We start from the raw sequence: 15,650 nt of genomic DNA on the forward strand, positions 1-15,650 counted from the left end.
GGCGCGCCCGCCCGGGGCGGGCGGGTGGGCCGGTGGCTCAGCCCCAGGGCTGGGCGACCAGCCAGCTGGTGTCGGCGGCCCAACTGGTGGTGCTGTCCCAGGCGTTGGAGCCGCCGTTACTGGCGATGTAGGCGGTGTAGTTGTAGTGGCGGAGGTACTTCGTCGGGAAGTTGACGGACTGGAAGGAGGTGCCGGTCCCACTGTTGCCCGCGGTGGGGCAGAAGGTGGCGTCCTGGGCGAAGGCGGCCGCGCCGCTGTCGGTGTTCAGATTGAGCTGGTAGTTGTAGTGGCGCAGGAACTGGCCGGGGCTGTTGGCGGACTCGAAGGACACGCAGGAGCTGTTGGCCAGGCCGGCCCGGACGATCCAGGTGGCGTCGGCCTTGTCGGTGGCCGAGCTGGCGGCGTTGGTGCTGGAGATGACGACCTTGGTGTCGGCGTCGTCGTGGCGGAGGTAGTGCGAGGTGCAGCAGGGCGCGGTGGTGGCCTGCAGGGAGATCCGGGAGCCGGGGGTCAGCGTGCCGGTGCCGGTCGAGCCGCTGTTGTAGCCGGCGGCGGTGATGTTGGCCTGGACCGCGTTCTCGGTGGCGTCCGACGGGTAACCCTGGGTCATGACCCCTTCGTAGAAGGTGCCTTGGGCCCACTTGCTGTTGTCACCGCCGATGCCGAGGATGATCGCGCCTTCCTTGCTCATCGGGTTGTAGCCCGAGGCACTGGGGCGCACGCCGTTGTAGAAGGTGGACAGGCCGCCGGACTGGGCGTCACCGCCGCGCAGGGCCCACTGGTTCGGGCCCCCCTTGAGCATGGCGGTCAGGAACCGGTTGTTGACGCTGGGGTCGTTGGCGTTGAATCCGCGGTTGACCCCGGAGAACAGGCCGTTCTCCAGGTCGGCCATCACCCAGGGGCCGTTGCCGCTGCCCGAGCCCCAGGCCTTGTTGTTGCCGAAGTAGAGGGCCTCCATGTGCCCGTTGCCGGTGTCCTTGCTGTTGGTCTCGGCGTTGCCGTAGTCGAAGCAGCAGCCGTTGTTGAAGTGCGTGCCGTCGAAGATGGCGTACATGCCCTCGGGCTGGTCGCCGACGGCGATGCCGTTGGTGGTGTTGTTCCGGTAGCCGGTCCCGGGGGCGACGTAGACGCCGTAAGCCTTGTGGCCGCCGACGGTGACGGGCGCCTCGAAGGCGTTGGCGAGGTTGTCCGGCCCGGCGGCCGCGCCGCCGGCGGGCGCCTGGGTGAGGTGGTTGCCCTTGCCGGACTGGTCGTAGAGAACGGTGATGACGCAGCTGGTGCCGGCACAGAAGGAGTCCTGTGCGGCGGCGTCGGCGTAGCCGCCGGCGCTCAGCAGGCCGATGTCCCTGGTCGCGCCGTCGGAGGCGCGCTTGACCTGGTACAGCGGGCCGTTGTACGTCCCGTACAGCGCCCGGGTGGTGCTGTGCGCCGCGACGCACGGCGTGCCGCCGCCGGCGTAGATGTCGCACGGGCCCTGGGTGGCCGCCTGCGAGGTCCCGGCCGTGGCGGTCAGCAGGCCGACGGCGAGCGCGGCGGCCGCGCCGGTGGCGAGGAGGGCCCGCCTGACCTTGCGGATCGAGGGTTTGAACACGAAGAACTCCTTCACGGGGTGGGGGTGAGGGGTGAGCGGGTCCGGCTCGGCTCTGTCCGTCGTCGATGCCGGGCCCGGCACGGGCTGCCGCTCGTCAGCTCCAGGCGACGGCGGCGAGCCAGCTGGTGTCCTGGGCCCATGACGACGGGTTGTCCCAGGCGTTGGTACCGCCGTTGCTCGCGAGGTAGCCGGCGAAGGCGTAGTGGCGGACGTACTTGGCCGGGAAGTTGGAGGACTGCAGGGAGTAGCCCGCGCCGCTGTTCCCGGGCTTCACGCAGAAGGTGGCGTCGGCGGCGAACTGGCTGGTGCCGGCGTTGGGCTGGAGGTGGAGCTGGAACGCGTAGTGCCTGAGGTAGCTGCCGGGTGTGTCGGCCGACTCGAAGGAGACGCAGCTGGCATCGGCCAGGCCGGACCGGACGATCCAGGTGGCGCTGCCCTTGTCGGCGGCGGAGCTGCCGGAGGTCACCGGCGCGATCACCACGTGGTCGTCGGCCGTGTCGTGCTTCAGGTAGTCGCCGGTGCAGCAGGAGGTGGTGGCCTGCAGGGACACCTTCGCGCCCGGGGTGAAGGGGGTGGTGGTGCTGTAGCCGGCCGCGGCGATGTTGGCCTGGACCGCGGCGTCGGTGGCGTCGGAGGGGTAGCCCTTGACGATCGCGCCTTCGTAGAAGGTGCCGGCGCTCGCGTTGCGGTTCGTCTGGCAGCAGTCGCCGCCGCTGCCGAGGATGACGGCGCCCTGCTTGTGCATCGGGCTCCACCCGGCGGGCAGCGCGCCGCTGTAGAGCTGGGTCAGGCTCCCGGACTGGGCGTTGGCACCCTGCAGCGCCATCTGGGTGGTGCCGTCGTTCTTGAGCATCGCGGTGACGAAGCGGCTGGCCTCGGAGACCTGGTTGGGGTTCCACGACTTGCTGCCACCGGAGAACAGGCCGTTCTCCAGGTCCGCCTGTACCCACGGCCCGGTCCCGCTGCAGCCGCCGAACCAGCACTCCGTGCCGAAGTTGATCGCGTCCATGGCGCCGTTGCCGTCGGCGTGGTGGTCGATCTCCGTGTTGCCGTAGTCGAAGCAGCAGCCCTTGTTGACGTGGGTGCCGCTGGTGACCATGTACTCGCCCTCGGGCGCGCTGCCCGTGGGTACGCCCCCGGTGGAGTTGTAGGCGAAGTAGCTGTTGCCGGGGTTGATGTAGAGGGCGTACGCCTTCCGGCCGCCCACGCTCAGCGCCTCGGTGTTCGCGGTGGCCGCCGTGTCGGCGCCGCCGGTCCCGCCGGGGCCCTGATAGACCAGGGTGTTGCCGCCGCCGGTCTGGTCGTAGACCCGGGTGATGGTGCAGGTGGTGCCCGCACAGAAGGAGTCCTGCGCCCCGGCGTCTGCGATGCCTCCGGCGGACAGCACTCCGACGTCCCGCATCGCGCTGTCCGAGGTCCGCTGCACCTGGTACAGCGGACCGTTGTAGGAGGCGAACAGCGCACGAGTGGTGCTGTGCGCCGCGACGCACGGCGTGCCGCCCGCCGCGTAGAGGTCGCACGGCCCCTGGGTGGCCGCCTGCGAGGCGGTCGCCGCGCCGACGAGCAGGCCGGCTACCAGGACGGCGGTCGTCCCCGCCGCCGACAGCGCCCGCCGGGCGCGGCGCAGCAAGGATCGCGTGGTCATGGATGGACTCCTTCGCGGGTGGGGTGGGAACACGTCGGCCCATGATTGTTAGCGCTAACAATTTTGGCCCGGGCAGCGCGCAGGGTAGGAACGGTCACCACGCCGCGCCGCAACGCCCATCAATATGACCATCTGTCGAAGCACCGTCAAGATGTCGCGCACGACGGAGCGTTGACGGCGGGGACGACCAGCTCGTCCGGTTCGGGCTCGCCCGCCGGCCGGCGCACCCCGTGCGGGCCGGTCGATTGCGGCCTGGGCACTCACCGACCGAACGGGCAGAAACGGGACGGTTGTTGAAGGCGCAGCAGGTGGAGGGGGCGATGCTGCAGCCGTGCTCGGCGAGCACGCGGCGGATGGGCTCGACGCCGCCGGACGAGAGCCGCGACGTACGTGTGGAACCGGTGGGCGACGTCCGGGACGCGGGCCGCCGGCCGAGCCGCACCTGGCGTTCCGTCAGTTCCCGGAGACGGACTCGCCCGTGAAGATTTTTGCGACCGGTCACGCTTTACGTGCCGGAAACCTTGACCTAACGCCGCAGTGGCCCCAGAGTGATGTCCGCCGCGCCGCCCACTCGCCGCAGGGCAAGAATTGTTAACGCTAACAGCCTTGGGTCGGAGGTTCCCCTGTGTCCCAGCAACGTTCGGTAGCCCGACGACGCCCTCTTCGAAGTGCCCTTGTCCAGGCCGTGGTGCTCGCGACGGCCGCAGTCGCCGCGCTCGTCGGGGTTCAGCACAGGCCGGCGACCGATCTCGCCCGCACCGAACCGACCGCGGTGACGTCGAACCAGGTGCCCGTACCCGCGGCGCCGATGGGCTGGGCGTCGTGGAACAGCTTCGCCGCCAAGATCGACTTCAACGTGATCAAGTCGCAGACGGACGCCCTCGTGGCAGCCGGCCTGCCGGCCGCCGGATACACGAACATCAACATCGACGAGGGTTGGTGGCAGGGCACCCGCGACAGTGCGGGCAACATCACTGTCGACACCGGTGAGTGGCCCGGCGGAATGCGCGCCGTCGCCGACTACATCCACAGCAAGGGCCTCAAGGCCGGCATCTACACCGACGCGGGCAGGGACGGCTGCGGGTTCTACTTCCCGACGGGCCGTCCGGCGGCGCCCGGGACCGGCAGCGAGGGCCACTACGCGCAGGACATGCTGCAGTTCTCCAACTGGGGCTTCGACTTCGTCAAGGTCGACTGGTGCGGCGGCGACGCCGAGAAGCTCGACGCCAAGAGCACCTACCAGGCCATCAGCGACGCTGCCGCACAGGCAGCGGCCACCACGGGCCGCCCCCTGACGCTGTCCATCTGCAACTGGGGCAGGCAGAACCCGTGGAACTGGGGCGCCGGCATGGCCGAGATCTGGCGGACCAGCGATGACATCGTCTTCTTCGGCAACTCGCCGTCCTGGTCCAGGATGCTGTCCAACTTCGACCAGACCCTGCACCCCTCGGCGCAGCACACCGGGTACTACAACGACCCGGACATGCTGATGGTCGGGATGACCGGCTTCACCGCCGCCCAGAACCGCGCTCACATGGGCCTGTGGGCGGTCTCCGGTGCACCGTTGCTGGCCGGCAACGACCTGGCGACGATGACCGCCGAGACGGCCGGAATCCTGAAGAACCCCGAGGTCATCGCCGTCGACCAGGATCCGCGCGGCCTGCAGGGTGTCGAGGTCGCCGAGGACGCCCGGGGCCTTCAGGTGTACGGCAAGGTGCTCTCCGGCAGCGGCAAGCGCGCCGTCGTCCTCCTCAACCGCACCTCCAGCACCCAGAACATCACCGTCCGCTGGTCGGACCTGGGCCTGACCGGCGCGTCCGCCACCGTCCACGACGTGTGGACGCAGACGGACCTGGGCGGCTTCGGTACCGGCTTCACCACCAGCGTCCCCGCCACGGACGCGGTGCTGCTCACCGTCAGCGGCACCGAGGCGGCAGGCACCACCTACGAGGCCGAGTCCACCGCCAACACCAAGGCCGGATCGGCGACCAACGCGGCCTGTGCCACCTGCTCCGGTGGCACCAAGGTCGGCAACGTCGGCAACGGCGCCGCCAACACCATGCGGTTCAACGGCGTCGCCGCCGGCAGCACCGGCGTCAAGGTCGTCGACATCGCCTACGTCAACGGCGACAGCCGGCCGCGCCGGGCCCAGCTGCAGGTCAACGGGCAGACCGCCACCACGGTCTCCTTCCCGCCGACCGGCTCCTGGAGCACCTCCGGCACCGTCTCCGTCGAGGTGCCGCTGGCAAAGGGCTCCGCCAACACGCTGACCTTCAACAGCCCATCACCCCGCGCCGCTCACCGCGCGGTTCGGTGCGTCAGGGCTTCGGCGTGCACGTCGTCGGGCGGGCGCTCAGAGGCGGACGTGGTGCTGGATGTCCTCTTCGAAGCTGGCCAGGGCCTGTGCGGTGAGGGTGGGCCGGGTGTCGGCGATCGCCGCGCGGAAGTCCTCCGTGCCCGCAGGGATTCCCGCACGGTGGGCGATCTCCTGCTCGAACGCCCGCTGGGCGCCCTTGCGCGCGGCGTACTCGATGTCCGCCGGCGTGAACATCTCGCTCGCGGCGACCAACCCGTCGATGTCGACCTTCTCCGCAGCGGCGCCGAGGTAGCGGCGCCAGATCTCCTCGCGCGCGACCGGGTCGGGCGGGCCCACCGGAATGACGTAGTCGAATCGGCCGGGGCGCAGGAAAGCCGGGTCCAAGGTGCGCAGGGAGTTGGTGGCGCAGATGAGCAGGCGGTTGTCGAATTCGCGGAAAGCGGGGATGAGCTTGAGGAGTTCGTTGGTGACGCCGTGCCCCGGGGCGACCGTGGTGCCCGTGCGGGCGGCGGCGACCTCCTCGACCTCGTCGATGAACAGCAGCACGCTGTCCAGCTCTGCCAGGTCCGCGAACGCGTCGCGGAGCGCGGCGGCCAGTGCCCCGTCGGCGGAGGCTGCCAGACGTGAGGGGAACAGTTCCACGAACGGCCAGCCGAGGCGCGAGGCGACTGCCTTGGCGAAGCTGGTCTTCCCGGTCCCGGGCGGACCGAACAGGATGACGGCCTTCGGCGGCCGAACGCCGTAGCGCTCCGCCGTCTCCGGTTCCGCGAGCGGCAGCACGATGCGCTTCTCGATGGACTCCTTGGCCTCCCGCATCCCGGACAGCTGCTCCCACAGGCCGCGCGGCAGCACCCGACCGCCGAGCTGCGCAAGCAGCCCCGCGTCTCCCGCCCCCAGGTGTTCGACCTTCTCGAAGTACGCCAGGTCGCCTGTCTGGCGATAGCCCGAGTTCTGCAGGGCGGTCGTGCCAGCCGCTCCCGAAGCGAGGACCGCGCCGATCCGTCGCACGCCCCTGGCTCGCAGGCGCTGCTCGATCCCCGCGATCAGCGCGCTGCCCAGGCCCCGATTACGCCACACACCCGAGAGGGCCAGGATCAGGATCCACCCACGCTCGCCCTCAGCCCGGGCGACCGCCGTCCCGACCAACTCCTCCCCGACCAGCGCCACCACGGCCGGCTGGTCGGCACGGGCCGTCGCCACGATCTCGGACACCGGGAAGACGGGAAGGGACAGGCCCGCCTGACGGCTCTGGTCCCACAGCTGTATCGCCTGATCCAGATCGTCCTCGTGGAAATCCCGCAGATGCCACACCGACACGGCTGCCTCCTCGTCCGCCTCCAGTCGGCGCACCCGTCGACCGGGTACCAGCGAAATCGCCACCCACGGTCTACACGATCGCTGAGACCATTGTCCGCGCACGGGCGGCACGGCGCCGCCGCACCGAAGCACCCATCCGCCACGTCCCTCGGTGGTCCGCGCCCACCCGCGCCGACTCGCAGCACGCGGGCGGCGTCCGAACCCCGTTTCCCTGGGAGCACTCGGAAGCGCGCGCGGCTCGTGAGGGGCTACTCGCGCGGCGGACCTGATCGACGGGCGCGGATCGCCGGCCATAGCGGATGGTGAGGCCGTCGACCTCCACGGTGAGGCGCCGCAAGCGACACCACGGGTAACGCTGAAGGACCGCCGTGACGCCGTGCCGGCTGCCTGCGCTCCGCGGTGGGCACGCCCGGGTAGCCGGGGCGCGCCGGGATTCACCGGCTCTGGCGCGGACGGCATCCCCGACTCCTCCGGTTGGACCCGCCTCCAGGTGCCGACCGGCTGACGGGCCGTCACCCGCCGCGCCGGACCGGCCGGTCACCGGCCAGTCACCGGCCGGTCCAGCGTGGCGGGCGGCGTTCGACGAAGGCCCTCGGGCCCTCGGCCGCGTCCTCGCCGGCCAGTCGGCGTTCCTCCCAGTGGTAGCGGGTGGCGAAGGACTGCTCGAGGGACAGGTCGAGCGAGCGGGTCACCGACTCCTTGATCGCGCGCACCGACAGCGGTGCCGAGCGCAACAGGTCGGCCACCCACTGCTCCACGCACTCGTCGAGCCGCTCCGCGGGCACCACCTCGTTCACCAGGCCCAGTTCGGCGGCGCGCGCGGCGCCGATCCGGCGGCCGGTGAGCAGGTAGCCGAGGGCGGTGCGCACCGGCAGCTGGCGGGCCAGCCGGAACGCGCCGCCCGCACCGGGCACCAGGCCCAACTGGGCCTCCGGCAGCGCGAACACCGCGTCCTCGGCGGCCACGATGAGGTCGCAGGCCAGCGCCAGCTCGAAGCCGCCGCCGAGGGCGTAGCCCTGGACCCGGGCGAGCAGGGGCTTGGAGAAGCCGAACCGCTCGGTCAGCCGGGGCCAGCCCGGCTGGCCGCGGCTGCCGAAGGTGGTGGGCGGGGCACCGTCCGCGGTGAGCCGGGCGCGCTCCTTGAGGTCCTGGCCCACGGAGAAGGCCCGGTCCCCGGCGCCGGTGACCACCACCAGCCACACCGCGTCGTCGGCCTCGGCCTCGTCCCACACCGCGGCCAGCTCCTGGTGCATCCCGGTGTCCATGGCGTTGAGCACCTCGGGCCGGTTCAGGGTCACCCAGGCCACGTGGCCCTCGCGCCGGTAGCGGACCTTATCCACGGTCCTCCTCCACGGTCAGCGCCACGGTGCTCCACGAGTACGGACCGCTGGCCGAGGCCAGCAGCAGGTCGCCGGGGGCGAGGGTGCCGTCGGCCCGACGCTGCGTCAGGGTGACCGGCACGTCGGCGGAGAAGCAGTGCGCCAGCTCGGCGACCGCGCCCGTGGTGATCTGCTCGTGCGGGAAGCCCATCGCGGTGCACAGGAACTTCTGCGACGCCAGGCGGTAGTTGGCGAACAGGACGTGGCGGACGTCCTCGCGCGGCCGGCCGGTCGCGGCCAGGATCTCCGCGGTGGTGTCGCGGGCCAGCCGGACCGTCGTCAGCAGCGCCTCGCCGGGCACGGCCGGTTCGGCGAGCCGGACCTCGGTCCGGCCGGCGATGTGCTCGACCGCGAAGCCCGGGCCGGCCGCGCGCGCCTGCTCGGTGGTGACCAGGCAGGCCGCCGCGCCGTCGCTGAAGATCGACATCCCGCTGCCCATGAGTCGGTCCCGCGGCGAACGGGCGCGGTCCGCCAGGACCAGCAGGACCCGCTCCCGGCTGCCGGACCGGACCAGGTCGCGGGCGAGTTGCAGCGCGGGCCCGAAGTTCCCGCAGTCCTGGCCGGACAGCGCGAGCGAGGCACAGGAGCGCAGCCCGAGCCGGTCCGCGAGCAGGGCCAGCGCCCCGGCCGAGTCGGGCTCGTTCTGGCTGACGTACAGCAGGGCGTCGGGGTCGGCGTCGTACCCGGCGAGGCTCTGGGCCGCCGCCTCGGCCGCCAGCTCCCAGATCTCGGCGGTGCTCGCGCGGTACGAGGCGATGTCCTCGGCCATCGGTGCCAGGGCGTCACCCAGCTCCGCCCGCAGCTCGGACAGCTGGTGCGGCTCGCCGTGCACGTGGCCGATGCCCGACAGGTGGACGCTACGCACGGGCACCGCCTCGCCGGGGCTCGGCGACAGCGGGCCCCGCGCCGGTCGGCAGGGCCCGGCGGACGTGCGGGAAGTCGTCGTCCGTCCCGCCGTTGAGCAGGATGTGGCCGGCCCCGGCGGCGGTGTACTCGCCGAGCCGCTCGGCCACTTCCTGGTAGCCGCCGACCAGGAACGGCGCGCTGGCCAGCCCGCTGCGGAAGGCGCCGAGCCAGTAGGGGTCTGCGGCGGCCGCCGCCTCGTCGTCGACCGCCCGTACGGCGAGCTCGCGCGACCAGGCGTTCTGCGAGCGGGTCTTCAGCAGCGTCTCCTGCCGGCCGGTCCAGGTCTCGGGGAAGCGCCGGTGGGCCTCCCGCCAGGCCTCGGCCGGGTCCTCGCGGGCCAGCACGCCGATCCGGATGCCGACCTCGCCGGTGTAGCCGCTGTCCCGGAGCGGGTCGAGGAAGTCCTGCCGCCACTGCGGGTAGGGCACCGGGTGGGTCACCACCACGTCGGCGACCTCGCGGGCCACCGCCAGGCTGGCAGGGGACGAGCCGGCCACGAAGAACCTGCACTGCTCCAGGACCTCGGGCCGCGGTTCCAGCCGCAGGCCCCGGTAGCGGTAGTACTCGCTGTCCTCGTCGACGCTCTCGCCGCGCAGCAGCGCCTTGAGGACCAGCGCGTACCGGAGCAGCCGCTGGTAGCGCTGATCGTGTGTCAGCTCGTCGCCGATCCGGTTCATCTCGTCGCCGCGCGCGCCGGTCACCAGGTTGAAGTGCAGCGGGCGGCCGTACAGCATCGCGTAGGCCGCCGCGCAGGCCGCGGCGGTGTGCGGCGGGGTGCAGGCCGGCTGCAGGGCGAGCAGCGGGACGAGCGAGCTGGTGACCGAGCCGAGGTGGGCGGCGACGATCCACGGGTCCACCTCGTGCAGGTTGTGCGGCACCAGGATGCCCGCCCAGCCGGCCTGTTCGGAGGCGGCGGCGGTGGCGGCGAGCCGGGTGCGGAAGTCCTCCCGGAACTCCTGCCGGGGGCTGGTCGACTCGGGGGTGACCGAGTAGACCTGCAGTTCGGGGGCGGCGGGGGGCGCGGTCACTGCGGGGCTCCGTCGGTCAGGCCGAGGACGCCGGCCGGGTCGTGGGCGGTGCCCTGCGGGCGCAGGTCCTCGGGGTCGACGTAGTCGCGGACCCGCCGGATCAGGGTGGTGCTGTTCTGGCCGGTGCGGTGCGGCTCGCGCAGGTTGGTGATCTCCAGCCGTCCGCCGTCCGGCCCGGCGAGCGACTCCAGGTAGTGCAGGACGGCCCGGCCCTGCGGATAGGTCATCAGGTAGTGCACGGCGAGCATGCCGCCGGCGGGGTTGATCAGCTGCCAGTAGCGGCGGACGAATCCCAGGGTGTCCCAGGTGTCGATCCAGGCGAAGTCGATCAGGCCGAACTGGTCCCGGACGTCGTCGGCCAGGTCGGCCATCTCGCCCTCCAGGACGGTGCAGACATCGGTCAGCCCGAGTTCGTCGAGCACCTTGAGGGCGCGCGGCGCCGAGGAGGTGGGGTCGGTCATCCGGTCGATGCAGATCAGCCGCGGCCGGTAGGGCTGGTCGTAGTAGGCGGGGTGGGCGAGCGGCTGGAGTTCGCTCGCCTGCGGGTCGCCGAGCCGGGAGCGTTCGAGCTCGACCGCGTCGGCGTTGTCCTTGAGCGCCTTGGCCAGGAACGGGGTGGTGTAGCCCATGCCGACTTCGAGCACGGTCTGCGGCCGGGTGGTGCGGATCAGCCAGTAGAGCAGCGGGGCGGTGCTGTCGGTGCACATCTCGGGCACCGACAGGGTGCTCACTGCGGCGTTGAATGCGTCGTCGATCAAAGCTGGTCCCGCCTTGTCTGGTCAAAGGGTCGCGTCGGGTGCGCCGGGGATCGGAGGGTCGCGTCGGGTGCGCCGGGGAGTCGACGGCCGGTCACCAGGTGACGGGTAGTCGGTGCACCCCGTAGAAGCCCATGTCGTGGTTGAGCGGGACCGCTTCCGGGGGTACGGCCAGCCGTAGGCCGGGGAAGCGGCGCAGCAGCGCCGGGAAGCCGATCCGCATCTCGGTGCGGGCCAGGTTCTGGCCGATGCACTGGTGGATGCCGTGGCCGAAGGCCATGTGCGCGGCGGTTCGGCGGTCCAGGCGCAGCCGGTCGGGGTCGGGGAACGCCTCGGGGTCGCGGTTGGCCGCGGACAGCGACACCGTCACCGACTCGCCGGCCCGCAGCAGCCGGCCGGCCAGCTCGACGTCCTCCAGCGGGGTGCGCGGCACCCCGAAGTGGAAGATGGTGAGGTAGCGCAGCAGTTCCTCGACGGCGTTGTCGGCCAGTGCGGGGTCGGCGCGCAGCGCGGCGAGCTGGTCGGGGTGGCTCAGCAGGGCGAAGGTGCCGAGGCTGAGCGACCCGGCGGTGGTCTCGTGGCCCGCGGTGAGCAGCAGCACGCCGGTGCCGGCGATCTCGTCGGTGCTCAGGGTGCCGTCCGCGGCGAGCCGGCTGAGCAGGTCGTCCGCCGGGCTGGTCCTGCGGTGCTCGGCGAGTTCGCGCAGGAAGCCGTCCAGCCAGTCCATCGCCTCGCTGGCCTCGTCGGCGGAACTCTCCAGCCGGAACAGCCGGTTGCTCTCGTGCTGGAACCGGTCGCGCATCGCGGCGGGGACGCCGAGCAGTTCGCAGATCACCAGGGACGGCACGGGCAGGGCGAACTCCGCCACCAGGTCGGCGCCGCGCCCCTGACGCTCCATCACGGTCAGTCGCTCGTCGACGATCTGCGTGATCCGGGGCGCCAGCCGTTTCATCCGGTGCGCGGTGAACTCGGGGGTGAGCAGCCGGCGGATCCGGGTGTGGTCGGGCGGGTCCATGTCGACCAGCCAGCCGGGCAGGGCGGCGCGGCCGTAGAACGGGTCGGTGCCGGGTCGGGCGACCGGGGCGCGCTTCAGCTCGGAGCGGGCGCTGAACCGCGGGTCGGCCAGCACCGTGCGCGCCAGGGCGTGGCCGGTGACCAGCCAGCCGAGGTGTCCGTCCGGGTAGCGCAGGCGGTGCAGCGGAGCCTGTTCGCCGAGCCGGCCGAGTTCGGGCGGCGGGTCGAAGAAGCCTTCGCGCCGGGTGGGCAGGGTGGTCTCGGCGCCGTTCACCGGGCCACCTCGGCGTGCAGGAAGCGGGCGAGGCGGCGCACGCCGGTCTCGATCTGCTCGGGGTCGAGGTAGCTGCAGGACAGCCGGAGCGCGTGCGCGCCGGCGTCGCCGAGCCGGAAGCCCGTCATCGGGGTCCACAGCACGCCGTACTCGGCGGCGGAGACCTCCAGCAGGGCCGCGTCGGCGGGCACCGGCAGGGTCATCCGGACGAAGAAGCCGCCCTCGGGCCGGTTCCAGGCCACTCCGGCGGGCGGGTCGGCGCCGAGGTGGCGCTCCAGCGCGTCGCACAGCAGGTCCAGGTTGCGCCGGTACAGCTCGGACTTGGCCTGGCCCAGCGCCCTCAGCGAGCCGCCGTGTTCGAGGAGCATGCCGCCGACCAGGGCCTGGCTCCACGGCGAGGTGTTGACGGTCACCATGCTCTTGACGGCGGCGAGTTCGTCGGCGAGCAGGCCGTTGCCGTCGGCGCGGGTCACCGGCTGGGGGGCGACGGCGAAGCCGACCCGGGCGCCGGGGAAGCAGATCTTGGCGAAGCTGCCGACGTGGACCACCCGGTGGCCGCGGTCCAGGCTGAGCAGGGTGGGCAGTTCCTGCGCGGGCGGGGCGGTGAACCCGTACACGCCGTCCTCCATCAGCAGCAGGTCCTCGCGGTCGGCGAGGTCGAGCAGCCGGTGGCGGGCGGCCAGGTCCATCCGGCTGCCGCTGGGATTGGCGAAGTCCGGGGCCACGTAGCAGAGCCGGATGCGGCGGCCCGCCCGGCGGGCCGCCGCGCAGGCGTCCTCCAGCCGGTCGAGGTCCAGCCCGTCGCCGTCGTCGGGGACGGGCACCAGCGGGATGTCGAGCAGCCGGGCGGCGCCGATGACGCCGGGGAAGCACGGGTCGGTGACGGCCAGCACGTCGTCCGGCGAGCGGAACAGCGCCCGCAGGGTGAGCAGCATCGCCTCCTGCGCGCCGACCGTGACGACCACGGCGCGGGCCGGGACCTCGATGCCGAGGTCGTGGTGGAGCGCCGTGGCGATCAGGCCGTTGATCAGGCCGCGGCTCGGCCCGTACTCGTGCAGCAGGAGCTGCGCCCGGTCGCGGCCCAGACCCTCGGTGTCGGCCAGGTGGTCGAGGTAGCGTTCCACGGCGCGCCGGCCGTCGGCCTGCCGGATGAACGACGGGTGCGGCGCGCCGGGGGCGAGGGAGATCGCCTCGGGGTGACGGCTCATCACCTCGTTGAGGAAGCCGATCGTCGCCAGCGCCGGGTCGGCGAGGGAGGGGTGCAGGTCCTCGCGGGTCAGTGGGAGCATCGCGCCGTCACCGCCCGGCCCGGGAGCGGGCCCAGCGTCGCTCGACCTTGTCCAGCACGTCGGCGCTGTAGAGCCGCTCGGCCTGGACGATCGCGAACTCGGCCAGGTAGCGGCGCAGTTGGTCGATCGGCTCGTCGGCGAGGTTGAGCATGAAGCGGTTGGCGGCGACGGCGGGCGCGGCCAGGTCGGCGGCCGCGCGTTCGATCGCGGTGTCCATCTCTTCGGGCGGGACCACCTCGTCGCACAGCAGCGCCGCTTCCGGGTCCCCCGCGTGGACGACGTGGCCGCCCAGCACGATCCGGCGGGCCAGCCGGGCACCGGTGAGCCGGCCGAGGCGCAGGTTGGCGAGTCCGGGCACGATGCCCTCGTGCGCGGCGGGCAGGCTGAAGTAGGCGTCCTGGGCGGCGATCACCCGGTCGCAGGCGAGCAGGATCTGGGTGCCGCCGCCGATGGCGAAGGTGTCGACGGCGGCCAGCCACGGCTTGTGAGCGGCCCGCTCGTAGCGGGACCGGCGGGTGGGGTCGAGGACCACGCCGTGGACCAGCTTGCCGACGCAGCCCAGTTCCCGGCCGAGTAGGAAGTCGACGTAGGAGAGAGCGCCGTCGCGCAGGTCGGCGAGGTTGATCCCGGCGCTGAAGACCCGCCTGCCGAGGTAGCGGGGGTGGCTCATGACGGCGCCGCGGATCACCCCGACGCGTACCTGGTCGTCCAGCGCGACCAGGTCCACGGCGGTCTCCATGTCGGCCACCAGCCGGTTGTCCTCGGCGTTCAGGCAGTGCTGGTTGTCGAGGGTCAACTCGGCGGTGGAGCCCCGGCGTTCCAGCAGCACGGACGGCAGCCGCAGGCGTCCGGTGGCGCGGAACGCGGGAAGCTGTGCGAGGCTCTCGGGCGCGGGGGCGAGCATCGCGTCGATCAGGTGCTCGCCGGCGGCGGGGGTGTGGAACAGGGCGGCGAAGAAGACCGCCTGGTCCTTCTCCAGGCCGTCCTTGTCGGCCTGTGGGCGGGCGCGCTCCCGTTCGAGCTGCGCGGGGGTGGGAACCAGGCCGGGGAACCGCTCGGCGGCGGCTTCGGCCAGCGGGCCGAGCCGCAGGGGGCGGCGCAGGTCGTCGGTGAGCTCCCGGTAGACCGCTTCGGCGTGGCGTGCCATGAAGGCGCGCCGCATGTCCCGGGCGGAGGCGAGGGCGTCGGCGGCGAGCCGCTGCTGTCCGGCGTCGCGTTCGGGTTTGGGCGGCAGTCCGGCGAGCAGGTGCTCGACGGCGCGGCACCGGTCGGCGAGCAGCGCGGCGAACGCGTCCAGGGTGCCTGCGGAGGCGGTCGGCTCGCTCATGCGCGCTCCCCCCGCTCGGTGCCGGCGGCGGCCGCCGGTTCGGCGTCCGACCCGGCGTCAGACTCAGCGTCCGACTCCACGGGCAGCTCCGCGAGGCGGCGCAACTCCCGGTCACAGGCGGCGAGATGGGCGCCGAGCGCCTCCTCGTACGGGGTGGCGGCCGCTTCCAGCAGCAGTCGGCGGCGGATCGCCAGTTCGCGGTCGGAGATCCGGCCCATCAGCACCGCGGCGGTGTGCAGGGCCTCGCCGGGGTCGTCGGCGATCTGGTCGACCAGGCCCAGTTCGTGGGCGCGCCCGGCGGCGATCTCGTCTCCCCACAGCACGATCTGGCGGGCCTTGGCCGCGCCGAGCTGCTGGGTGAGGCGGTGCACGGCCATGCCGGGCCAGACGTGTCCGTCGTTGACCGGCAGCAGCAGCCGGAAGTCGGCGCCGGCGATGCGGAAGTCCGCGGTGAGCAGGGCTTCCAGGGCCGGCCCGCCGCAGGCGCCCTGGGCCACCGCGATGGTCATGGCGTCCAGTCGCTCCAGGCGCCGCAGGGCGCGCTCCCAGCGGTTGACGTCGCGGATCGCGACCCGGCCGGGCCAGGCCGGCAGTTCGGCGGGCGCGGCCGCGGTCGGCAGGGTGCCCAGTCCGAGGACGAGCACGGTCCGCTCGCCGCGGCTCTCCACCTGTTCGCAGGCGGCGTCGAGCGCCGCCGTCAGTTCCGGCAGCGGCCGGGCGGCGTCGACGTCCGCGCGGACCGCGAGCCCCCCGGAGATCTGCACCGGTTCGGAATACACCGTCATCACACCTGCTCCTTCGCGCTTTT

General features: G+C 72.6%; 11 protein-coding genes and 1 pseudogene. 1 reads left to right on the forward strand and 11 read right to left on the reverse strand.

All coding sequences use genetic code 11. From position 1 onward, the window contains the following. Positions 1-37: 37 nt before the first annotated feature. Positions 38-1,591, reverse strand: coding sequence for an alpha-L-arabinofuranosidase B (locus tag AB0K51_RS12895; protein ID WP_363453676.1), 1,554 nt, complete (start codon positions 1,589-1,591; stop codon positions 38-40). Positions 1,592-1,685: 94 nt separating this feature from the next. Next, on the reverse strand, positions 1,686-3,236 hold the full coding sequence (locus AB0K51_RS12900; RefSeq protein WP_363453678.1) for an alpha-L-arabinofuranosidase B: 1,551 nt from the start codon (positions 3,234-3,236) through the stop codon (positions 1,686-1,688). A gap of 685 nt (positions 3,237-3,921) precedes the next feature. On the opposite strand from AB0K51_RS12900, the pseudogene AB0K51_RS12905 reads away from it, so the two are divergent. Beyond that, positions 3,922-5,511: pseudogene (locus tag AB0K51_RS12905) on the forward strand (alpha-galactosidase); the annotation flags it as partial. 78 nt (positions 5,512-5,589) lie between these two features. Here the strand turns inward: AB0K51_RS12905 and AB0K51_RS12910 are convergent. From AB0K51_RS12910 to dpgB, 9 genes are all read right to left on the reverse strand, one after another. Next, entirely contained in the window at positions 5,590-7,329 is a 1,740-nt protein-coding gene (locus AB0K51_RS12910) for a GNAT family N-acetyltransferase (protein ID WP_363453680.1), read from the reverse strand. A gap of 89 nt (positions 7,330-7,418) precedes the next feature. Continuing rightward, positions 7,419-8,210 (reverse strand): enoyl-CoA-hydratase DpgD, encoded by a 792-nt coding sequence (gene dpgD, locus AB0K51_RS12915; protein WP_363453682.1) that lies wholly within the window; start codon positions 8,208-8,210, stop codon positions 7,419-7,421. Next, entirely contained in the window at positions 8,203-9,114 is a 912-nt protein-coding gene (locus AB0K51_RS12920) for a 3-oxoacyl-[acyl-carrier-protein] synthase III C-terminal domain-containing protein (RefSeq protein ID WP_363453684.1), read from the reverse strand. The genes dpgD and AB0K51_RS12920 overlap by 8 nt, the downstream gene beginning before the upstream one ends. Continuing rightward, complete coding sequence (locus AB0K51_RS12925; protein WP_363453686.1) at positions 9,107-10,183, reverse strand: LLM class flavin-dependent oxidoreductase; 1,077 nt, start codon at positions 10,181-10,183, stop codon at positions 9,107-9,109. Before AB0K51_RS12925 ends, AB0K51_RS12920 begins: the two co-directional genes overlap by 8 nt. Then, positions 10,180-10,941, reverse strand: coding sequence for a hypothetical protein (locus AB0K51_RS12930; protein ID WP_363453688.1), 762 nt, complete (start codon positions 10,939-10,941; stop codon positions 10,180-10,182). The genes AB0K51_RS12925 and AB0K51_RS12930 overlap by 4 nt, the downstream gene beginning before the upstream one ends. 91 nt (positions 10,942-11,032) lie before the next feature. Next, positions 11,033-12,226, reverse strand: coding sequence for a cytochrome P450 (locus AB0K51_RS12935; RefSeq protein ID WP_363453690.1), 1,194 nt, complete (start codon positions 12,224-12,226; stop codon positions 11,033-11,035). Beyond that, positions 12,223-13,515, reverse strand: coding sequence for a PLP-dependent aminotransferase family protein (locus AB0K51_RS12940; RefSeq protein ID WP_363453692.1), 1,293 nt, complete (start codon positions 13,513-13,515; stop codon positions 12,223-12,225). Before AB0K51_RS12940 ends, AB0K51_RS12935 begins: the two co-directional genes overlap by 4 nt. Before the next feature lie 7 nt (positions 13,516-13,522). After that, positions 13,523-14,842 carry a (3,5-dihydroxyphenyl)acetyl-CoA 1,2-dioxygenase DpgC gene (dpgC, locus tag AB0K51_RS12945; protein WP_363453694.1) on the reverse strand — a complete coding sequence of 440 codons (1,320 nt, stop codon included), beginning with the start codon at positions 14,840-14,842 and terminating at the stop codon, positions 13,523-13,525. Continuing rightward, entirely contained in the window at positions 14,839-15,627 is a 789-nt protein-coding gene (dpgB, locus tag AB0K51_RS12950) for an enoyl-CoA-hydratase DpgB (protein ID WP_363453696.1), read from the reverse strand. The genes dpgC and dpgB overlap by 4 nt, the downstream gene beginning before the upstream one ends. Positions 15,628-15,650 lie beyond the last annotated feature (23 nt).

It is taken from the genome of Kitasatospora sp. NPDC049285, from assembly GCF_040678815.1.
Taxonomy (GTDB): domain Bacteria; phylum Actinomycetota; class Actinomycetes; order Streptomycetales; family Streptomycetaceae; genus Kitasatospora.